Source organism: Methylobacterium variabile, assembly GCF_001043975.1.
GTDB classification, from domain to species: Bacteria; Pseudomonadota; Alphaproteobacteria; order Rhizobiales; family Beijerinckiaceae; genus Methylobacterium; species Methylobacterium variabile.
In genome coordinates this window covers 1-20,090 of record NZ_LABY01000038.1, presented here as the reverse complement: position 1 = coordinate 20,090, position 20,090 = coordinate 1, and the positions used below count along the sequence as shown (strand labels likewise).

The 20,090-nt window shown below is 72.2% G+C and carries 21 protein-coding genes and 1 pseudogene; 11 read left to right on the top strand and 11 right to left on the bottom strand.

What is annotated here, in order from left to right; genetic code table 11:
- Positions 1 to 80 precede the first annotated feature (80 nt).
- From VQ02_RS06500 to VQ02_RS06485, 4 genes are all read right to left on the bottom strand, one after another.
- On the bottom strand, positions 81 to 779 hold the full coding sequence (locus tag VQ02_RS06500) for a carbonic anhydrase (protein WP_048443352.1): 699 nt from the start codon (positions 777 to 779) through the stop codon (positions 81 to 83).
- A 32-nt stretch (positions 780 to 811) separates the two neighbouring features.
- Positions 812 to 1,339, bottom strand: a complete 528-nt coding sequence (locus VQ02_RS06495; protein WP_048443351.1) for an NUDIX hydrolase — start codon at positions 1,337 to 1,339, stop codon at positions 812 to 814.
- Entirely contained in the window at positions 1,336 to 2,064 is a 729-nt protein-coding gene (locus tag VQ02_RS06490; protein WP_048443350.1) for a DUF429 domain-containing protein, read from the bottom strand. Before VQ02_RS06490 ends, VQ02_RS06495 begins: the two co-directional genes overlap by 4 nt.
- 271 nt (positions 2,065 to 2,335) lie before the next feature.
- Positions 2,336 to 3,601 carry a D-amino acid dehydrogenase gene (locus VQ02_RS06485; RefSeq protein WP_048443349.1) on the bottom strand — a complete coding sequence of 422 codons (1,266 nt, stop codon included), beginning with the start codon at positions 3,599 to 3,601 and terminating at the stop codon, positions 2,336 to 2,338.
- Between the two features lie 174 nt (positions 3,602 to 3,775).
- Between VQ02_RS06485 and VQ02_RS06480 the strand changes: the two genes are divergently transcribed.
- The gene (locus tag VQ02_RS06480; RefSeq protein ID WP_245239646.1) at positions 3,776 to 4,225 is read left to right on the top strand and encodes an Lrp/AsnC family transcriptional regulator; all 450 of its coding nucleotides are present in this window, start codon (positions 3,776 to 3,778) and stop codon (positions 4,223 to 4,225) included.
- Between the two features lie 96 nt (positions 4,226 to 4,321).
- On the opposite strand, the gene VQ02_RS06475 is transcribed toward VQ02_RS06480, so the two are convergent.
- Positions 4,322 to 5,017 carry a GntR family transcriptional regulator gene (locus VQ02_RS06475; RefSeq protein WP_048443347.1) on the bottom strand — a complete coding sequence of 232 codons (696 nt, stop codon included), beginning with the start codon at positions 5,015 to 5,017 and terminating at the stop codon, positions 4,322 to 4,324.
- 179 nt (positions 5,018 to 5,196) lie between these two features.
- Here VQ02_RS06475 and VQ02_RS06470 point away from each other — a divergent pair, with 179 nt between their 5' ends.
- From VQ02_RS06470 to VQ02_RS06440, 7 genes are all read left to right on the top strand, one after another.
- Positions 5,197 to 6,222 carry an ABC transporter substrate-binding protein gene (locus tag VQ02_RS06470; protein ID WP_048443346.1) on the top strand — a complete coding sequence of 342 codons (1,026 nt, stop codon included), beginning with the start codon at positions 5,197 to 5,199 and terminating at the stop codon, positions 6,220 to 6,222.
- Positions 6,223 to 6,249: 27 nt separating this feature from the next.
- On the top strand, positions 6,250 to 7,017 hold the full coding sequence (locus VQ02_RS06465; RefSeq protein ID WP_048443345.1) for an ABC transporter ATP-binding protein: 768 nt from the start codon (positions 6,250 to 6,252) through the stop codon (positions 7,015 to 7,017).
- Between the two features lie 44 nt (positions 7,018 to 7,061).
- The gene (locus VQ02_RS06460; protein WP_048443384.1) at positions 7,062 to 7,913 is read left to right on the top strand and encodes an ABC transporter permease; all 852 of its coding nucleotides are present in this window, start codon (positions 7,062 to 7,064) and stop codon (positions 7,911 to 7,913) included.
- A 378-nt stretch (positions 7,914 to 8,291) separates the two neighbouring features.
- Positions 8,292 to 10,088, top strand: a complete 1,797-nt coding sequence (gene araD, locus VQ02_RS06455; protein WP_083469087.1) for an L-arabinonate dehydratase — start codon at positions 8,292 to 8,294, stop codon at positions 10,086 to 10,088.
- A 33-nt stretch (positions 10,089 to 10,121) separates the two neighbouring features.
- Positions 10,122 to 10,868 (top strand): FkbM family methyltransferase, encoded by a 747-nt coding sequence (locus VQ02_RS06450; protein ID WP_048443344.1) that lies wholly within the window; start codon positions 10,122 to 10,124, stop codon positions 10,866 to 10,868.
- Between the two features lie 38 nt (positions 10,869 to 10,906).
- Positions 10,907 to 11,377 (top strand): Cys-tRNA(Pro) deacylase, encoded by a 471-nt coding sequence (gene ybaK / locus VQ02_RS06445; protein WP_048443343.1) that lies wholly within the window; start codon positions 10,907 to 10,909, stop codon positions 11,375 to 11,377.
- 66 nt (positions 11,378 to 11,443) lie between these two features.
- Entirely contained in the window at positions 11,444 to 11,791 is a 348-nt protein-coding gene (locus tag VQ02_RS06440; protein ID WP_048443342.1) for a hypothetical protein, read from the top strand.
- Here VQ02_RS06440 and VQ02_RS06435 read toward each other — a convergent pair.
- Positions 11,775 to 12,386, bottom strand: a complete 612-nt coding sequence (locus VQ02_RS06435) for an HD domain-containing protein (protein WP_425339882.1) — start codon at positions 12,384 to 12,386, stop codon at positions 11,775 to 11,777. The genes VQ02_RS06440 and VQ02_RS06435 overlap by 17 nt on opposite strands.
- A gap of 506 nt (positions 12,387 to 12,892) precedes the next feature.
- Here VQ02_RS06435 and panC point away from each other — a divergent pair.
- Positions 12,893 to 13,759, top strand: coding sequence for a pantoate--beta-alanine ligase (gene panC, locus VQ02_RS06430; RefSeq protein ID WP_048443340.1), 867 nt, complete (start codon positions 12,893 to 12,895; stop codon positions 13,757 to 13,759).
- A gap of 74 nt (positions 13,760 to 13,833) precedes the next feature.
- Here panC and dapD read toward each other — a convergent pair whose 3' ends face one another.
- The 3 genes from dapD to VQ02_RS06415 all read right to left on the bottom strand — a co-directional run bounded on the left by dapD (position 13,834) and on the right by VQ02_RS06415 (position 16,856).
- Complete coding sequence (gene dapD, locus VQ02_RS06425) at positions 13,834 to 14,679, bottom strand: 2,3,4,5-tetrahydropyridine-2,6-dicarboxylate N-succinyltransferase (protein WP_048443339.1); 846 nt, start codon at positions 14,677 to 14,679, stop codon at positions 13,834 to 13,836.
- A gap of 82 nt (positions 14,680 to 14,761) precedes the next feature.
- Complete coding sequence (locus VQ02_RS06420; RefSeq protein ID WP_048443338.1) at positions 14,762 to 15,214, bottom strand: cyclic nucleotide-binding domain-containing protein; 453 nt, start codon at positions 15,212 to 15,214, stop codon at positions 14,762 to 14,764.
- A 118-nt stretch (positions 15,215 to 15,332) separates the two neighbouring features.
- Positions 15,333 to 16,856, bottom strand: coding sequence for a GGDEF domain-containing protein (locus tag VQ02_RS06415; protein ID WP_048443337.1), 1,524 nt, complete (start codon positions 16,854 to 16,856; stop codon positions 15,333 to 15,335).
- Positions 16,857 to 17,083: 227 nt separating this feature from the next.
- On the opposite strand from VQ02_RS06415, the gene VQ02_RS06410 reads away from it, so the two are divergent.
- Positions 17,084 to 18,172 carry an alanine racemase gene (locus VQ02_RS06410; RefSeq protein ID WP_425339881.1) on the top strand — a complete coding sequence of 363 codons (1,089 nt, stop codon included), beginning with the start codon at positions 17,084 to 17,086 and terminating at the stop codon, positions 18,170 to 18,172.
- Positions 18,173 to 18,233: 61 nt separating this feature from the next.
- Here the strand turns inward: VQ02_RS06410 and VQ02_RS06405 are convergent, their stop codons facing one another.
- Positions 18,234 to 18,920: a response regulator transcription factor gene (locus VQ02_RS06405; protein WP_048443335.1), complete on the bottom strand. Its 687-nt coding sequence runs from the start codon at positions 18,918 to 18,920 to the stop codon at positions 18,234 to 18,236.
- 173 nt (positions 18,921 to 19,093) lie between these two features.
- The gene (locus VQ02_RS06400) at positions 19,094 to 19,759 is read right to left on the bottom strand and encodes a 3'-5' exonuclease (RefSeq protein WP_048443334.1); all 666 of its coding nucleotides are present in this window, start codon (positions 19,757 to 19,759) and stop codon (positions 19,094 to 19,096) included.
- 116 nt (positions 19,760 to 19,875) lie between these two features.
- Between VQ02_RS06400 and VQ02_RS06395 the strand changes: the two are divergent.
- Positions 19,876 to 20,090: pseudogene (locus VQ02_RS06395) on the top strand (L,D-transpeptidase family protein); the annotation flags it as partial.

Genomic DNA, 20,090 nt, shown 5'->3' with positions numbered 1-20,090 from the left:
GACATTCCATGGATTCGAGGGATCCCCTCGCCCGGGCGGGAGAGGGGGAGTTGCTCAACCTGGAAATGGCGAGGACGACCTCAGCCCCCGCTGCCCGCTTCGTCCTGGCACCGGATCAGCTTGGTCGCGCCCGCCGCCCGGTCGGGCTCGGCCAGGCGGAACTCGCCGGTCTCGGGGTCGCGGATCCGCAGCTGCCCGGTGGCGATGCCGAAATGCGCGCCGTGGAGCTGCAGCTTGCCGCGCTCCACCAGGATGCGCACGCAGGGGAAGGTCATCAGGTTCTTCAGGCTGTTCGTCACCGTGGCGTATTCGAGCTGCTCGAGATAGTCGGGCCCGCGCGGCTCGTCGCCGAGCGCTTCCGCCGCCGGGCGGATCAGCGAGACCCAGCGGCCGATGAAGTCGCCGGGCGAGAGCGGCGCCGCATCGTCCGCGAAGGCGCGCACGCCGCCGCAGCGGGCGTGGCCCAGCACCACGATGTGCTTCACCTTGAGCGCCTGCACGGCGAATTCGAGCGCCGCCGAGGTGCCGTGGTACTCGCCGCCGGTCTCGAAGGGCGGGACCAGGTTGGCGACGTTGCGCACCACGAACAATTCGCCCGGCCGCGCATCGAAGATCACCTCCGGCGAGACCCGGCTGTCGCAGCAGCTGATGATCAGGATCTCGGGGCTCTGCCCCTCGGCGAGGCTGGCGTAGCGGTCCTGCTCGCGCACGAACCGGTCGTCGAGGAAGGCGCGGTAGCCCTCGGTCAGCGCCTGGGGAAATGATAGGCCGTCGTCCATGGTTGCGCTCCTTCGGAAGAGGGTGCTCCGGCTTACGCTGCGCCCGGGCCCCAGGACAATGTCACCACCTCCGGCAAAGCCTCGCCGGCGACGAGGCGCCGGGCGAGATCCGCGAGGCCCTGCGGCTCGACCCGCTCGCGGGTGGCGGCCAGCTCGTCGAGCGGCCACCAGCGGGTGCCGTAGACGGGGTTGTCCTCGGTCTCGGCGAGGCGGCTGGTATCGACCCGGTCGTCGGGCAGCCGCACCACGAAGTAACGCTCGTGCGCGATGCGCGGCTTGTTGAACAGCGTGAACGGTCCGTCGCAGCGGGCGACGAGCGGCCCGAGCGGCGCATCCTTGACGCCGATCTCCTCTTCCAGCTCGCGCCGGCAGGCCGCCTCCGGCGTCTCGCCGGGCTCGATCCCGCCGCCGGGCATGAACCAGAACGTCCGCTCGCCGGGCCGGGCCGGATCGACGTCCCGCGAGGCCTCGTAGGCGATCAGCAGGAGGCGGCCGGCCGGGTCGAACACCAGGGCACGGGCGATGTCGCGGGTCGCAAGATCAGTCGGAGCTTCGGTCATGCGGGGGCCTCGCTGGATGGGAGCGTCCAGATCGCGGCCGGCAGGCCGTGGGCGTCGCGCTCCGGCGGATCGGGATAGGGCACGCCGCGCCCGTTGGCGATGGCCCGCGCGACGGCGAGCGCCGCCAGCGCGTCGAGGAGGTCGTCGGGCTTGGCGCCGCGCGGGGTCGCGAGGTCGGCGGGCAGGCCGGCCCGGGCGAGGAGGCCGCGCCGCAGGGCTGCGCCGGCGGGACCGCGCTTGGATTCCGTGAGCGGCATCCCGCCGTTGAGGCTTGAGAAAGCGAGTTCCGGATGCACCTCGTAGACCCGCTCCCGCAGCCCGGGCCGCGCCCGCAGCAGCCCGTCCGCCTCGCGGATCCGCGGAAAGATCGCGTTGGCCGGTGGCGAGGGGGCGAAGGGCTGGGTCTCGGGCCGGCGCGACAGGGCGATCGCCGCCGTGTAGTCGGGTGCGTAGACGACGCTGCGGGCCGAGGTCGGGAAGACCGAGGCGCGCCGCGGCCCGAGCAGGGCCCGCACCAGCACCTCGGCTGTGCGGCCGCCGGGCCCGACCCGGTCGGGCAGGCCGATCGGGATGTCGACGGCGACGATCGCCGGCGCCTCGGGCGCGTCGCAGATCGCCTCCAGGCTCGGCAGCACCCGGGCGCGGATCCCGGGGCCGCCGTCGCGCGGCCCGAACACCGCGACCCAGCCGCCCGGGCACCCGTCCACGCCTGCGACCCACGCCATGCGCCGTCTCTCCGCCCGGGGCGGGATCTAGGGCGGGCGAGGCGCGTGTCGCAGGTGAGTGTCGTCGGCTGCCGGATGGGCGCTCACGTTCCCGCTCCACAGGGTCATCCCGGGGCCGCGCAGCGGAACCCGGGATCCCGAACCGCTGACGGTGCAGAACGAAGCGGGACGCTCTCCGCCCAGTTCTGAACTGTCAGCGATTATGGATCCCGGGTGCTCGCCCCGGGATGATCCGGAGGATGTCATTGACCGTGGGTGAGGGAGACCGCCCTCACGCCGCCTTGGCGTAGCGCGCTTCCGCGAGGTCCTGGTGGGCGATCTCCGGCGCCCGGCCGCCGATCAGGTCGGCGAGCAGCCGGCCCGAGCCGCAGGCCATGGTCCAGCCCAGCGTGCCGTGGCCGGTATTGGTGTAGAGGTTGGGATAGGCGGTGGCGCCCACGATCGGGGTGCCGTCCGGGGTCATCGGACGCAGGCCGGTCCAGAACTTCGCCTGAGACACGTCGCCGCCCTGCGGGAAGAGATCGAGGACCGAACGCTCCAGCGTTGCCCGGCGCGGGCCGCGCAGCGCCTGGCTGAAGCCGGCGAGTTCCGCCGTGCCGCCGACCCGGATGCGGTCGCCGAGCCGCGTGATCGCCACCTTGAAGGTCTCGTCCATCACGGTCGAGACCGGGGCGGCCTCCGCGTTCGTGATCGGCAGGGTCAGGGAGTAGCCCTTCACCGGATAGACCGGCAGCTCGATGCCGAGGGGCTTGAGCATCGCCGGGGTGTAGCTGCCCATGGCGGCGACATACGTGTCGGCCGTCAGCACCTCGCCGCCGGCGAGACCCACGCCGGCGATCCGGCCGCCCTCCTGGCGCAGGGACGTGATGGTGGCGCCATAGCGGATCGTCACGCCCATGCGCTCGCAGATCGCGGCGAGGCGCTGCGTGAACAGATGCGCGTCGCCGGTCTCGTCGCCCGGCAGGCGCAGGCCGCCCACGAAGGTGCCCGACACCCGGGCGAGCGCCGGCTCGGCCGCGATGCAGCCCGCCGGGTCCAGCACCTCGTAAGGAACACCGTACTCGTCGAGCACGCCGGTGTCGTCGCCGACATGGTCGAGCTGCTTCTGAGTGCGGAAGAGCTGGAGCGTGCCCTTCTCGCGGTGGTCGTAGGTGATGCCGGTCTCGATGCGCAGGTCGCGCAGCACGTCGCGGCTGTACTCGGCGAGGCGCACCATCCGGCCCTTGTTGCGGCGGTAGGCGTCCTCGGTGCAGTTCGCCAGCATGCGGGCGAGCCAGCCGTAGAGCTTGGGCTCCAGGCTCGGCCACAGCACCAGCGGCCGGTGGCGCATCATCAGCCACTTCATCGCCTTCACGGGGATGCCGGGGGCGGCCCAGGGCGCCGAGTAGCCGGGAGAGACCTGGCCCGCATTGGCGAAGCTGGTCTCGAGGCCCGCGCCCGGCTGGCGGTCGAGCACTGTGACCTCGTGGCCGGCCTTGGCGAGGTAGTAGGCCGAGGTGACGCCGACCACGCCGCCGCCGAGGATCAGAACGCGCATCGCCGCAATACCTTCCGTCGCGCCCTAAGCCTCTTGCAATGCCCGACCCGGCGCCTGGCCGATGGTGGGAGTGTCGCGCAAGGATCGCCGAATTTCTCGCCAGATCGGCGCATGGCCTGCTAGATTATGCTACAATACGCAATGATCTGCGGCGAAACGACAGGAGATTGCGCAGTGGCCGGGCGGGACGAGATCGACGCGCGCATCCTGCGCGTCCTGCGCGGCGACGGCCGCATCAGCAACGCGGATCTCGCCGCCAAGGTCGGGCTGTCGCCCTCGGCCTGCCTGCGCCGCCTGCGGCTCCTCGAACAGAACGGCACCATCCGCGGCTACACCGCCCTGATCGAGGCCGACGAGCGCGAGGTCCACCTCGTGGTGCTGACGCAGATCACCCTGGAGCGGCAGACCGAGGAGTCGCTCAACCGCTTCGAGGCGGCGGTGCGCCGCTGCCCGGAGGTGCGCGACTGCTACCTGATGACCGGCCTGTCCGACTACCTGATGCGGATCGAGGTGTCGGATGCGGGCGACTACGAGCGCCTGCACAAGGAGGTGCTGTCGCGCCTGCCGGGGGTGGCGCGCATCCAGTCGAGCTTCGCGATCCGGACGGTGGTGGGGCGCGGGTAGGAACGCAATCTCTACCCTCAGGACGGGAGCCCCCTTCCCGGATCTCCTTCCGCTGACGCTCCAGTCGTCCGGGAAAGGGGAGAGATGCTGGAACGCTCACGCGAAATACGCCGGCCAGCGCGCCCGGATCTCGTCGCCCAGCGCGATCGACTTCGAGAGATGGTCGCGCACGGCCTCCTGCGCCTCCTCCGGCGTGCCCTCGCTCAGCGCCGCCACGATCCGCCGGTGATCGGCGACGATCTGCTGCGCCTTGCCCTCGACCGGCAGGTGCAGGCGGCGCAGCCGGTCGATGTGGCCGCTGCGGCGGCGGATCAGGTCCCAGAGGTCGGGCACCGCGGCGGCCTCGCACAGGGCGCGGTGGAAGGCCTCGTCGCTGGCGGCCAGCCGCGCGAGGTCGCCCCGGCCGGCGAAGATCTCCTGCTCGGCGACGAAGGCCTGGAGGCGCGCGACCAGGGCCCGGTCGGGGTTTTGGGCCAGGGTGCGCACCACCTCCTGCTCGACGGCCCGGCGCAGGAACTGGGCTTGGCGGGCCCCCGCCAGGTCGATCCGGCTCACCACCGTGGCCGATTGCGGGAAGATGTCGACCAAGCCCTCCTCCTGCAGGCGCAGGAGCGCGTCACGGATCGGGGTGGCGCTGAGGCCGAAGCTCGCCTGCAGCTCGGGGCGAGACAGCACCGTGCCGGGCGCGAGGTCGAGCGAGACGATCTTCTCCCGGATCAGGTCGAAGACCTGCGGTGCGGCGTGGCGCGAGCGGTCGCGGAGGCGCTGCGCGCCGGCGAAGACGGCGTTCATGGCGGTCGTACTCGAAGGCGGACGCGGGAGCCGCCGGAGCGGCCCCATGCGTAAGCCTAGCATGGTCCGTTCCCGGTTGACATACTAATGCATTACCATTTTAGTGAGGGTGTCAGGCCGGCGATCGACAACGGACCGGCCTGCGTCGCCGCTCGAAGAGCGGCATCGGGAGAACGCTCATGATCCAGTCGCCCGCGCGCCGCGCCTTCGCGGCGGGCCTCCTCGCCGCCGGCATGCTCCTGTCCGGCGCAGCCCCGGGCCTGGCGCAGCAGAAGAGCGAGATCGCGATCACGCGCCAGCCCGGCATCATCTACCTGCCGACCCACATCATCGAGAAGCGGGGGCTGATCGAGAAGCACGCCGAGCGCCTCGGCGTGCCGGGCGTGAAGACGAAGTGGCTCACCTTCAGCGGCGGCGGCAGCCAGACCGACGCGCTGCTCGCCGGCGGGGTCGACATCGTCAACACCGGGGTCGGCAACCTGCTGCTGCTCTGGGACCGCACGCGGGGCGGCGTGAAGGGCATCGTGGCGACCTCGGCGCTGCCGCTCCTGCTCGTCAGCCGCGACCCGAAGATCCGGACGATCAAGGACATCGCGCCCGGCGACAAGATCGCGGTGCCGACCGTCAAGGTCTCGACCCAGGCGATCCTGCTGCAGATGGCGGCGGGCGAGATCTGGGGCGCCGACCAGTCGAGCCGCCTCGACGCCAACACGGTGCAGCTCGGCCATCCCGACGCCGCGATCGCGCTCGCCAACCCGACCCACGAGATCAAGACCCACTTCGCGGCGCCGCCGTTCCAGTACGTCGAACTGCGCACCGTGCCGGGGGCGCACATCGTCGCCCGCTCGCCCGACATCATCGGCGGGCCGCTGACGCAGGGCCAGTTCTTCACCACGACCAAGTTCGCCGACGCGAACCCGAAGATCATCCAGGCCGTGCGGGCTGCCTCCGAGGAGGCGCAGGCGCTCATCCGCTCCGACACCCGCCAGGCGGTGGAGATCTACCGCAAGGTCACCGGCGACAAGACCAGCGTCGAGGACCTCCTCAGCTATCTCAAGGAGCCCGGCATGATGGAGTTCAACCTCCAGCCCCAGGGCACGATGCGCTTCGCCGAGCATCTCGGCCGCATCGGCACCCTGCGCACGAAGCCGAAGGCCTGGACCGACTACTACCTGCCGGTCGCCCACGACCTGAGCGGCAGCTGACGCCATCCGAGAAGAGGACACGACATCATGACCGCGCTCCTCGACGTCCGCGGCGTCACGCTGCGCTACAAGACGCCCAACGTGCTGGTCACCGCGACCGAGCGCGTCAGCTTCCAGGTCGACACCTCCGACCGCTTCGTGCTGCTCGGGCCGTCCGGCTGCGGCAAGTCCACCCTGCTCAAGGCGGTGGGCGGCTACCTGCACCCGAGCGAGGGCGAGATCCGCATCAAGGACCGGGTGGTCAAGGAGCCTGGCGCCGACCGGATGATGGTGTTTCAGGAGTTCGACCAGCTCCTGCCCTGGAAGACGGTGCTGGAGAACGTGATGTTCCCGCTCCTCAACGCCCGCAAGATGTCCCGGCGCGAGGCGGAGGAGCGGGCGAAGGCCTACATCGAGAAGGTCAGCCTGACGCGCGCCATCGACAGCTACCCCCACACGCTCTCGGGCGGCATGAAGCAGCGCGTCGCCATCGCCCGCGGCATGGCGATGGAGCCCGACATCCTGCTGATGGACGAGCCCTTCGCGGCCCTCGACGCGCTGACCCGGCGCACCTGCCAGGACGAGCTCCTGCAGCTCTGGAAAGAGACGAAGTTCACGGTGCTGTTCGTCACCCACTCGATCGCCGAGGCGATCAAGATCGGCAACCGCATCCTGCTGCTCTCGCCCCATCCGGGCCGGGTCAAGGCCGAGGTGCGCGACGTCGACCGGGTGTCGTCCCAGGACGGCAGCGCCGGCCAGCTCGAGCAGCAGATCCACGACCTGCTGTTCGCCGACGAGCCCGGCCACCACGATTGAGCGTCGAGCGCCTGAGGACGAGGAGGCAAGCCATGACCGCCACCATGCCGGCCCGCATCATCATGAGCGAGGCGGCGCCCGCCGCCGACGGCGCGGTCGAGCGCCAGCTCGGCACCGCCGAGATCCTGTGGAACAGCGGCTTCGTGCGCAAGACCGCGATCATCATCGTGCTGGCGCTGATCTGGGAGGTCTACGCCCGGATCCTCGACAATCCGCTGCTGTTCCCGACCTTCTCCGACACCGTCACGACGCTCTACCAGCAGACCCTCGACGGCACGATCCCGAACCGCGCCTTCTCGTCGCTCAAGGTTCTGCTGATGGGCTACGTCGCCGGCATCGCGCTCGCCGCGACGCTGACGATGCTGGCGATCTCGACCCGCATCGGCACCGACTTCCTCGAGACGATGACGGCGATGTTCAACCCGCTGCCGGCGATCGCGCTCCTGCCGCTGGCGCTGATCTGGTTCGGCCTCGGCAACGGCAGCCTCGTCTTCGTGCTGGTCCACTCGGTGCTGTGGGCGGTGGCGCTCAACACTCATTCGGGCTTCCGCGGCGTCTCGAACACGCTCCGGATGGTCGGGCGCAACTACGGCCTCAAGGGCCTGCCCTACGTCACCAAGATCCTGATCCCGGCGGCGTTCCCCTCGATCCTCACCGGCCTCAAGATCGGCTGGGCCTTCGCCTGGCGCACGCTGATCGCGGCGGAGCTGGTCTTCGGCGTGTCCTCGGGGGCGGGCGGCCTCGGCTGGTTCATCTTCGAGAACCGCAACCTCCTCGACATCCCGGCGGTGTTCGCGGGTCTCCTCACGGTCATCATCATCGGTCTCGTGGTCGAGAACCTGATCTTCCGCACGGTCGAGCGGCGCACGGTGCAGAAGTGGGGGCTGCAGCACTGACCTGACACCCTCCCACGCAGGGGACAGGACCCGTCCGGGAGGAGGAAGGCGCGGGTCTCCCCTCTCCCCGCGTGCGGGGAGAGGCTTGAGCACCTCTTGTCGGGTGCTCAAGGAGCCCGCAGGGCGAGGGTGAGGGGGTGTTTCCGAAGAGGCTCGCTCGTCGAGCCCCCCTCACCCTCGCTTCGGCCTCGCCTCCGCTCGCTGCGTCCCTTGAACAGGGACACAGCCCTCTCCCCGCCCGCGGGGAGAGGAGAGACCCGCGCTTTTCCTTGCACCCGAGGCTCACTCGGCCAGCCCTGCGCCGAGGGGGGCAGGGAGCAGCGGACGGGCGGAGGGGCCCGACATTAGAAGCAACGATAGACAACAGGAGCCCGAACCATGGCCCACGATCCGCTCCCCCCGCCCGAACTCGAGCCCGGCGACATTCCCGACGGCCCGCAGGTCGTGCGCCGCGAGCCCTCCTCCCTGCGCTCGGCGCGCTGGTTCGGGCCGGCGGACCTGCGCTCCTTCGGGCACCGCTCCCGGGCGATGCAGATGGGCTACGCCCCCGAGGAGTGGACCGGCAAGCCGGTCATCGCGATCCTCAACACCTGGTCCGACCTCCAGCCCTGCCACGCCCACTTCAAGCACCGCGTCGACGACGTGAAGCGCGGGATCCTGATGGCGGGGGGCTTCCCGGTCGAGTTGCCGGCGATCTCGGTCTCCGAGAGCTTCGTCAAGCCGACCACCATGCTCTACCGCAACATGCTGGCGATGGAGACCGAGGAGCTTCTGCGCTCCCACCCGGTCGACGGCGCGGTGCTGATGGGCGGCTGCGACAAGTCCACGCCAGGCCTGCTCCTCGGCGCGACCAGCATGAACCTGCCGGCGATCTACATCCCGGCCGGGCCGATGCTGCGCGGCAACTGGCAGGGCAAGGTGCTGGGCTCCGGCTCCGACAGCTGGAAGTACTGGGACGAGCTGCGCGCCGGCAAGATCACCGACCAGGACTGGCTCGGGATCGAGGGCGGCATCGCCCGCTCCTACGGCACCTGCATGACCATGGGCACCGCCTCGACGATGACGGCGATCGCGGAGGCCGTCGGCATGGTGCTGCCCGGCGGCTCGTCGATCCCCGCGGCCGATGCCGGCCACATCCGGCTGTGCTCGGAATCCGGCCGGCGCATCGTCGACATGGTGTGGGAGGACCTGACGCCCCAGCGGATCCAGACCCGCGAGGCCTACGAGAACGCCATCGCGGTGGCGATGGCGATGGGCTGCTCGACCAACGCGATCATCCACCTGATCGCCATGGCGCGCCGGGCCGGCCACGCCATCGGCCTCGACGACTTCGAGCGCTACAGCCGCAAGGTGCCGGTGATCGGCAACGTGCGGCCCAGCGGCAACGCCTACCTGATGGAGGATTTCTTCTACGCCGGCGGCATCCGGGCGCTGATGAACGAGATCCGCGAGCACCTGCACCTCGACTGCCTGACGGTGAGCGGGCAGACGCTGGGCGAGGCGATCGAGGGCGCGAAGGTCTACAACGCCGACGTGATCCGGCCGCTGTCGAACCCGGTCTACGGCCAGGGCTCACTCGCGGTGCTGAAGGGCAACCTCGCGCCGAGCGGCTGCGTCATCAAGCCGGCGGCGATGGACCAGCGCTTCCTCAAGCATTCCGGCCCGGCGCTCGTCTTCGACGACTACCCGTCGCTGAAGAGCGCGATCGACGACGAGAACCTGGACGTGACCGCCGACCACGTGCTGGTGCTGCGCAATGCCGGGCCGCAAGGGGGGCCGGGCATGCCCGAATGGGGCATGCTGCCGATGCCGAAGAAGCTCCTCAAGGAGGGGCACCGCGACATGCTGCGCCTCTCCGACGCGCGGATGAGCGGCACCAGCTACGGCGCCTGTGTGCTCCACGTCGCGCCCGAATCCTTCATCGGCGGCCCGCTGGCGCTGCTGCGCACCGGCGACATCGTCAGCATCGACGTCGAGGCCCGCTCGATCCGCATGGAGGTGTCGGACGAGGAGCTGGAGCGCCGGCGCGCCGCCTGGACCCCTCCGGCGCCCCGCTACGAGCGCGGTTACGGCGTGATGTTCTCGCGCCACATCCAGCAGGCGGACGAGGGCTGCGACTTCGACTTCCTGCGCACCGAGTACGGCGCCCCGGTGCCCGAGCCGGCGATCTACTGATAGGGCTCCGGACGGATCGTCCGGAGCCCCACGATGACACGCCCGACAGGAACCGCCGCCGCGGTCGGCCGCTCGCTGCGGATCTATCGTGGGCCGGCGGCGCCCACGGCCGCGATGGACGCGCTCTACCGGCGCTTCGTGCGGCCCGGCGACCTGGTGTTCGACGTCGGCGCCCATGTGGGCGACCGGGTGGCGGCCTTCCGCCGCCTCGGCGCCCGGGTCGTCGCCCTCGAGCCGCAGCCTGGGCCGGCACGGGCGCTGCGCCTGCTCCACGGCTGCGACCCCGGCGTGACCCTCGTCGCGGCGGCGGCAAGCGACCGCGAGGGCGAGGTCGTGCTCCACCTCAACCGGGCGAACCCGACCGTGTCCTCGGCCTCCGCCGGCTTCATCGCGGCGGCGTGCGGCGCGCCGGGCTGGGAGGGGCAGGTCTGGGACGACCGGCTGACGGTGCCGGCCACCACCCTCGACCGGCTGGTGGCGGCGCACGGGCGCCCGGCCTTCGCGAAGATCGACGTCGAGGGCTTCGAGGATCGGGTGCTGGCGGGATTGTCGGCGCCGCTGCCGGCCCTGTCCTTCGAGTTCACCACCATCGCCCGGGACGTCGCCCTGCGCTGCCTCGACCGGCTCGCGGCGCTCGGGCCGTACGGCTTCGACGTGGCGCTCGGCGAGAGCCAGACCCTGAGCTTCGGCCGCTTCGTCGGCCGGGAGGAGATGGCGGCCTGCGTGACGGGGTTGCCGCAGGCGGCGAATTCGGGGGATGTCTACGCGGTCGCCCTCTAAGCCGACCCACGTCACCGGAAACCGTGCCGCGCCTTACGATGTCGAAGACCACCCGGGCCACCCAGGCCCTCTCCCGCGCCGCCATCACCCACAGCGTCCACGCCTACGACTACGATCCGGAGGCGACCCGCATCGGCCTCCAGGCTGCCGAGGCGATGGGCGTGCCGCCGGGCGAGGTGTTCAAGACCCTGATGGCGACCGTCGACGGCAAGCCGGTCTGCGTGCTGGTGCCCTCCGACCGGGAGGTCTCGCTCAAGCGGCTCGCCGCCGCCTTCGCGGGCAAGTCCGCCGCGATGATGCGCCCGGCCGAGGCCGAGCGGCTCACCGGCTACCACGTCGGCGGCATCAGCCCGCTCGGCCAGAAGCGGGCGGTGCCGACGCTGGTCGATTCCGCCGCCCTCGCCCTCCCGGAGATCTTCGTCAACGGCGGCCAGCGCGGGTTGCAGCTGCGCCTCAAGCCCGCCGATCTCGTGCGCGTGCTCCAGGCGCGCACCGAGGCCGTGACCTGATCGGAAACGCTCCGTTAACCACGATCCGCCAAGGCTTGAGCCATGGTCGGGCGATGGGGCGGTCGGATGGGTAACGGCGTGAGGCTCGTGGCGGGCGTCCTCGCCCTCGGCCTCGCAGGGCCGGTGGGAGCCGCCGACATGCCGGAGCCGGGCCTCTGGCCGGATCCGCGTCCCGCGCCCGGCTACGCCCCGGCGCCCCGCTACTTCCCCCGCGGCGACAGCGACGCCTCGCCCGCCACCCGGGCCCGGATCGCCTGCCCGCCGGGCCAGGGCTTCGTGCCCACCAACGCACCGGGCGACCCGACCTATGTCGGCTCACCCTACGGGCTCGGCAAGCCGAGCTACTACGGCTTCCCGCCCCCGCGCGGCATCGACGACCCGTACGGCCGGCGGCTGGTCAGGGGGTGCCTGTAGGCGGTCCGCCCGGCCGCGGCGCCATGCGCGCCCGGGTCTCGGCGTCCAGCACGGCCCGGATCGCCGCGGTCAGCGGGTGCCGGCCGGTGTGCGTCGCGCCGTAGACGAGGTTGAAGGAATAGTCGAAGCCCGGAGGGTTGAGGCCCTGGTTGTGCTGGAGGATCGTCTCCAGCTTGTCGAATCCCTTGGCCAGGATCGCCTCCGGCGAGGTGCCGGCCTCGTACTCCTCCCACAGCCCCACGATCTCGTCCCGGCGCGCCGGCGGCAGCGGCGCAATGAGCGCCAGGAGGTCGCGCCGCTCCTGCGCGGCCTTGTCCGTCGCCCGGGGATCGGTCGCCGGGATGTCGCCGCCCACCGCCTCGGCGAGGTCGTGGACGAGGCACATCTTGAACAGCTTCAGCGCGTCGACCCCGTCGAGGCCGTCCGCCAGGACCATCACCATCAGGCACAGCCGCCAAGTGTGCTCGGCGGTGCTCTCCTGCCGGCCGGACGCGGCGTAGCCGCTGCGCAGGGTGCTCTTGAGCGCCTCCGCCCGCCGCAGGAAGTCGAGGGTGCCGTCGAGGGTGCCGGCGAGGTCGTCCGGGGTCACGGTCAGGATCCTCCTCGCTCAGCGCCGCCTCGACCGCCGCGAGGACCAGCCCGACGTCGTCCTCGGGCAGGCTCGGCCGCGCGGTCGCCGTGCACGATTCGGCTCCGCAGATCAATCGGGGCCGCCCAGGCCCGATCCGGCCGTTCGTCGCGGGAGCACGAGGCGTCCGTCGCGCGGAGTCGCACCCGGGCCGTCTGCCCGACCGTGTCCCGCCCCTGCGCCGTCGAGGCTGCCCTTGCCGGGAGCGACGGAGGAATGTCGCTGCTGTAGAGCGCGGGCGGATGGAGCACATCTGTTCAGGCCCATGGCGATCCGATGCCGAATCGCCCCATCTCGCCAAAGGGTAGGACAATTCTGGGTAAGTCCTCGCGCATGTCAGGGGACCCTGGCGCCGCGTCCGAGGTGGGGCGAACCCGGCCGGACCGATCCCACGTCTTGGCGCAAAGGCGCCCTGGCGTGCGCGACCGGCCGTGATTAGGGTCCCGCCCGGTTCGAAGACCGGAGCGCCCCCGATGACCTCATCCCCCTCCCCTGCCGGCACCGTCATCCGGCTCGGCGACGTGGCCGCTTTACGGGCGCAGGTGCGCGCCTGGCGGGCCGCCCGGGAGGCCGTGGCGCTGGTGCCGACCATGGGGGCGCTGCACGAGGGGCACCTCGCCCTGGTGCGGCAGGCGCAGGTGAGCTGCCGGCGGGTCGTGGTCAGCATCTTCGTCAACCCGACGCAGTTCGGCCCGAACGAGGACTTCTCCCGCTACCCGCGCGACCTGGAGGCCGACATCGCCCTGCTGGCGCAGGCCGGCGCCGACGCCGCCTTCCTGCCCGACGTGGCGGCCATGTACCCGCCGGGCTTCGCCACCACCGTGACGGTGACCGGGCTGACGGAGGTCCTGTGCGGTCCCTTGCGTCCCGGGCACTTCGCCGGCGTCGCCACCGTGGTGACGAAGCTGCTGCTGCAATGCCTGCCGGACCGGGCGATGTTCGGCGAGAAGGATTTCCAGCAGCTCCAGGTGGTCCGGCGCGCGACGCGCGACCTCGACGTGCCGGTCGTGATCGAGGGCGTGCCGACCCTGCGGGAGGCCGACGGCCTCGCCCTGTCGTCGCGCAACCGCTACCTCTCGGCCGAGGAGCGACGGGCTGCGCCGGCGATGGTCGCCGTCCTGCGGCAGGTGGCGGAGGCCGTGCGCGGCGGTGCGCCGACCGCCCCCGCCCTGGCCGAGGGCCGCGCGAGCCTGGAGGCGGCCGGCTTCGGCCCGGTGCAGTACCTCTCGGTCAACGACGCCGAGACCCTGGCGCCCCTCGAGCGGGTCGAGGGCCCGGCCCGGGTGCTGGCGGCGGCCTATCTCGGCCGCACGCGCCTCATCGACAACGTCGCGGTCTGAGGACCGCGACGCGGGACCGGCCCCGCACGGGACGGTCAGTCCCGCTCGGGACGATTTAGTCCCGCACGGGACGGTCAGTCCCGCAGGAGCTCGTTGATGCCGGTCTTCGCCCGGGTGCCGGCATCGACGCGCTTGACGATGACGGCGCAGTACAGCGACGGGCCGGGCGTGCCGTCTGGCAGCGCCTTGCCGGGCTGGGTCCCCGACACCACCACCGAGTAGGGCGGCACGCGGCCGTAGGAGACCTCGCCGGTCGCCCGGTCGATGATCTTGGTCGAGGCGCCGATATAGACGCCCATCGACAGCACGCTGCCCTCGCCGACGATCACGCCCTCGGCCACCTCGGCGCGGGCACCGATGAAGCAGTTGTCCTCGATGATGACCGGGTTGGCCTGCAGCGGCTCGAGAACGCCGGCGATGCCGGCGCCGCCGGAGATGTGGCAGTTCTTCCCCACCTGCGCGCAGGAGCCAATCGTGGCCCAGGTGTCGACCATCGTGCCCTCGCCCACGTAGGCGCCGAGGTTGACGAAGGAGGGCATCAGCACCGCGCCGGCGGCGATGTGGGCGCCCCGGCGCACCACCGCGCCCGGCACCGCCCGGAAGCCGGCGGCGCGGAAGCGCGCGGCGTCCCACCCCTCGAACTTCGACGGTACCTTGTCCCACCAGGCCGCGCCGCCGGGGCCGCCGGGAATCACCGCCATGTCGTTGAGGCGGAAGGAGAGCAGAACCGCCTTCTTGAGCCACTGGTTGACGTGCCAGTCCTGGCCGTCGGCCTTCTCGGCGACGCGCGCCTCGCCCGAATCGAGGAGCGCCAGGGCGGCGTCGACGGCCTCGCGCACCGGCCCGCGCGTGTCGGCGCCGACATTCGCGCGGTCCTCCCAGGCGGCTTCGATGGTCCGGGCGAGATCGGCGTGCGACATGGGAGTCAGGTCCAAGACGGGAGGCTTCGGGTCGTGCCCCTCTATCAAAGGCCCGCCCGCGATCAAAGGCCTGCCCGTGCTGTCACCTCGGCTCGGCGGCGCGGCTGCCGGCGAAAGCCTGGGTCAGGGCCGTGAGCTCGTCGGCGAGCGCGTCGTGAATCACCGCCGCGGCGTCGGGAAACACCTCGAGCACCCGGCGCATCACCGCCTGGGTGATCACCATGACCTCCACCGGGGCGGCGCCCGCCCGGGCGGTGGTCGGCCGCTCGAGGGTGAGGAACAGGGCGGTCTGGCCGATCAGCGCCGAGGGGCCGGCCTCGACCGGGACGCCGCTGGGGCCGCGGGGCTCCAGCACCACCGTGCCGCGGGTGACCACGAAGCCGCCCTCGGCCGCCTCGCCGCGGGAGAACAGCACGGCGCCCGGCTCCAGCCGCCGTCGCTCGGCCGCGAACGAGATCAGCCGGAGAGCGTCCCGGTTCATCAATCCGAAGAGCGGCGCGGCGGCCAGAATCGCGATGTCGTCGTCGAGCGCCAACGGCCTCGCTCTCCCCTGCCGCGCCTGCGCAGTCTTCCGCATCCGGGCGGCCCGGCCAAGCTCTAGCCGATCCGGCGGGCCCGCACCAAGCGCGAAGCTCAACCCTTCCGGTGATGTGTCAGGCGACCTGCGTGGCCGTCGTGCCGCCCGGGTGCGCCACCACGCGGTTGCGACCCTGGCGCTTGGCCTCGTAGAGGGCCGCGTCGGCGGCCGAGAAGCACTCACCGCCGGTCTCGCCCGCCACCGCCTCGGCGACGCCGAGGCTCAGGGTCACGATCCCGCTCTCGTTGCCGGTGTGCGGGATCCGCAGCCGCGCCACCGCGTGGCGGATGCGCTCGGCCCGGGCGACGGCTTCCGGGCCAGAGGCGCCGGGCAGCAGCACGGCGAATTCCTCGCCGCCGATTCGGCAGGCGACCTCGAGCGGGCTCCGGACCTGGCGCTGCAGCACGCGGGCGACGGCGCGCAGCACCTCGTCTCCGGCGAGGTGCCCATAGGTGTCGTTGTAGCGCTTGAACCGGTCGGCATCGAGCAGGACGAGGCAGAACGGCGTCGCGGTCTGCTGCGACCACTCGCGCGCCCGCGCGAAGGCCTCGTCGAAGTGGCGCCGGTTCGGCAGGCCGGTGAGCCCGTCGGTGTTGGCGAGGCGGGCGAGGTCGCGGTTGGCCGCGAGCGCCTGCTCCTCGGCCCGTCCGCGCCGCTCGAGCTCGCGCTGGAGCAGCAGGGTCAGCCCCACCATGCCGCCGCACAAAACCGCCACCAGGGCGACGACCGCGGCGGCCTTCGGCCGCCACAGCGCCGCGATCGCATCGGTCGGCACCATCACCGTCGCGACCAGGGGATGGTCGCCGATCCGGCTGTAGGTGAACAATCCCTCGATCGCCTCGGTGTAGCCGGTTGCGACGAACTGGCCCGAATGATGCTCGAAGAAGCGCGGGAAGTGCGCCGCCTCCATCAGGCTGCGGCCGATCACGCCCTCCTGCATCGGGCTGCGGACCAGGATCTCCCCGCTCTCACGGAAGAACGCGATGCGGCTCCGCTCGCCGATGCTGAGCCGGCCGAACAGGGCGTTGAAGTAGGCGACGTCGATCGTGCCGACGACGACGCCGGCGAACGCCCCGTCCGCATAGGCGAGGCGGCGGCTGAGCGGGATCACCCAGCGCCCGTCCGACTCCACGCGGAGCGGCTTGCCGATGTAGAGGCCGGCATCCTCCCGCTGCTTGTGGACCAGGAAGAAATCGGCGTCGGGAAAGCGCAGCGGCCGGGGCACCACGGCGGTCGAGTCGGCGAAGGCCTGGCCCTGCGGATCGAGGGCCAGGATGGCCCCGAGTCCGCTGGCGGTGGCGGCGCGGTCGAACAGGACGAGCTGGCGCAGGTTCGGCGCGATCCCGTCGGCCTCCGGATCGCGCAGGCCCTCGCCCACGGCCCGGAGCGACAGGTCGTAGAGCTCGATGTTGCGGTCGACCATGTGCTCGACCGCCTCCAGCAGGTTCTGCGACACCCCGCCCACCTGGTCCCAGGCGCTCCGGCGCATCTGCATGACCATGATGGTGGAGGCGGCCCCGATCACCAGGGTGGCGGCGATGATCGACCCGGCCAGCGTGCGGGACGCGGCGGAGCGCCGCCTGCGGGGTCGAGGATGCATCGGAGCTCCGGTCGCAGTGCCTGCGATCCTCCCTCTAGGACGCGGAGCCTAAAGATTGGGTTGCTCCGAAGGGACGACAGGAGCCTTTTCCCAACGGTGGTCCAAGGGTGGGCGGCGGGCGCCGTTTGAGGATACGGTCCGGACCGAAAGCTGGCCGCAGGAGGGACCCCGATGAGCCTCGTACCGATGCCGCGCGCGCCGCGGGCCCTGCCGGGCGCGCCGCGATGATCGCCCCCGCCCTCCGCGACGAGATCGCCCGCCGCTACGGCACGCCCGCGATCGTCATCGACCTCGACCGGGTGGCCCGCAACATCGCGCGGCTGCAGGCCGCCTGCGACGCGGCCGGCGTCGCCAACCGCCCGCACATCAAGACGCACAAGAGCCCGGTCCTCGCCCGGATGCAGATCGAGGCCGGCGCTCGCGGCGTCACCTGCCAGAAGCTCGGCGAGGCCGAGGTGATGGCGCGGGCGGGGATCGACGACATCCTGGTGAGCTACAACCTCATCGGCTCGCACGCCGTCGGGCGCCTCGGCCACCTCCTGCGGGAGAGCCCGGCCCGGATCACCGTGGCGGCGGACAACCCGGTGACGGTGGCGGGCCTGGCCGAGGCCGCCGCCGCGGGCGGGCGCCGCCTCGACGTGGTGGTGGAATGCGACACCGGCCGCAAGCGCGCCGGAGTCGAGACGCCGGGCGAGGCGGTGGCGCTCGCCCGCGACATCGCCGCCCGGCCCGGCCTCGCCTTCGCGGGCCTGCTGCTCTACCCGCCGGCCGGCGGCGTCGCGGCCGCGCAGGCCTTCCTCGACGCGGCCCAGGCCGGCCTCGCGGCGCACGGCCTGCAGGCCCGCATCGTCTCGACTGGCGGCACACCGAACCTGCCGGAGATCGGGCAGGTCCGCGGCACCACCGAGCACCGGGCCGGCACCGTGATCTTCAACGACCGCATGATGATGGCGGCGGGCGTCGCCGCCCTGGAGGAGTGCGCCCTCGCGGTGCTCACCCGGGTGGTGAGCCGGGCGGGCGAGGCGCGCGGCATCCTGGATGCCGGCTCCAAGACGCTGACCAGCGACACCGGCGGCGGCCTCGACGGGTTCGGGCTGCTGCCCGACCATCCGGGCGCCCGCATCGCCGGCTTCGCCGAGGAGCACGGCTTCCTCGATCTCGCGGCCTGCGCCGACAGGCCCCCGGTCGGCACCCTGGTGGAGGTGGTGCCCAACCACGTCTGCGTCGTCGTCAACATGGTGGACGCGTTCGTGGCCGTGCGCGACGGCGCCGTCGTCGGCACGATCCCGATCGAGGCCCGCGGGCTGATCACCTGAAGGCGGGCGAAGCGCCTGTCGCGCCCGGGCGGCTGAGCAGGCGTGCGGCGGCGAGACCGCTTCAGGGCAGCAGCTTGTAGCCGCCGCCCTCGGTCACCAGGATCGAGGCGGTGGCGGGGTTGGGCTCGATCTTCTGGCGCAGGCGGTAGATGTGGGTCTCGAGCGTGTGCGTCGTCACCTGGGCGTTGTAACCCCAGACCTCGGCGAGCAGCGTGTCGCGGCCCACCACCTGCCGCCCGGCCCGATAGAGGAAGCGCAGGATCGCCGTCTCCTTCTCGGTGAGCTTCAGCTTCGAGCCGCGCTCGCCGACGAGGAGCTTGGCCCCCGGCCGGAAGGTGTAGGGCCCGATCTGAAACACCGCGTCCTCGCTCGCCTCGTACTGGCGCAGCTGGGCCCGGATGCGGGCGAGCAGCACCGCGAGCTTGAACGGCTTCGTCACGTAGTCGTTGGCGCCGGCGTCCAGCCCCATCACCGTGTCGGTGTCCGAGGTCTGGCCCGTCAGCATGATGACCGGGCCGCGAAAGCCGCCCTGGCGCATCTGCCGCACGGCCTCGCGCCCGTCGAGGTCGGGCAGCCCGACATCCATCACCACGAGATCGACCCGCTCGGCCGCGACCCGGTCCATCGCCTCCTGCGCGGTCTCCGCGGTGACGACGTCGAAGGCATCCGAGAGGGCGAGCTGCTCGGTCAGCGTGTCGCGCAGGGTCGGATCGTCGTCGACGACGAGCAGGCGGTGGGCGTTCGACATCGAACCGGCACTCTCGAGGAAAACGGGCGGCCGCCGGAGAGGTGCGTCCCGCCGGCCGCCGCCCGGGCGGGCGACGATCCGGGCGGACCGCAGCCTGGCAGCGTGCGGAGGCAGAGTAGCGGAGCGTCCCGCCGCGGCAAGGGCCGCGCCCGGGCCTGTCCACGGCGCCGGCCTCACGGACGGGGCGGCAGCGGGCCCTCGGGCCGGGGTGGAACCTGGCGCAGGTTGGTCGGAGCGGAGAGCGGTGGGCGCGCGACCGCCACCGGGCAGGCCTGGAGCCACAGATAGGCCCGGAGCGCCAGCCACGCATCCTCGAGGGCGCCGTGGCGTGTGCCGGCCCGGGCGAGGCCGATGCGCCGGCACACCGCGTCGAGGGCCGCCCGGCCCTTCTCGCCCCGGCGTCGATACGCCTCCATGGTGCAGTAGACCCTGGCGGCGACCGGCGGCAGGCCCGCCGCGTGAAGCTCGCGGCGGAGGAAGCCGAGGTCGAAGGCGGCGTTGTGGGCGACGACGAGGTCGGCCCCGGCGAGCACGGCCGCGAGGGTGCCGGCGTGGATCCCGGCCGGATCTTGGTGGCGCAGCAGCCAGTCGTCGTAGCCATGCACCGCCTCGGCCCGCGGATGGCTCGCGCGGCCGGGGTCGAAGATCAGGTGATGGCAGGCGACCTCCGGCAGGCCGGCGGCCAGGGAGGCGGTGTCGAGCGCCACGGCGCCGAAGCTCACCATCCGGTCGGTCTCGGCCAGCCCGGTCGTCTCGACGTCGATGGCGACGAGGCGCGACGGCAGCCAGCCGAGCCAGTCCGGCGCGGCGTCGGTGAGGATCGGGGTCGGCTCGGGCATCGTCGGAGCGGCTGTTGGAGGGGATCCGGCATTGTCCGCGGGACGGGGCGCCCTGTCACCCCGGGGCGGTCGCGACGGCCCTGGAGCCCGTCGCCTCCGCACCGTAGAGAGGAGCGATGAAGCGCATCACCCTTTCCCGGCTGCGGGTCCGCCCCGATCCCCTCGACCGCAGCCGCGGCACCCTGATCGCCGGCCTGGTCCTGATTCCCTGCGCCCTCGGGAAGGGCGGCCAGACCCGGGTGAAGCGCGAGGGCGACGGCGCCTCGCCCCGCGGCAGCTTCCGCCTGCGCGGCGGCTTCTACCGGCCCGACCGCCTCGGGCGCCGGCCCGC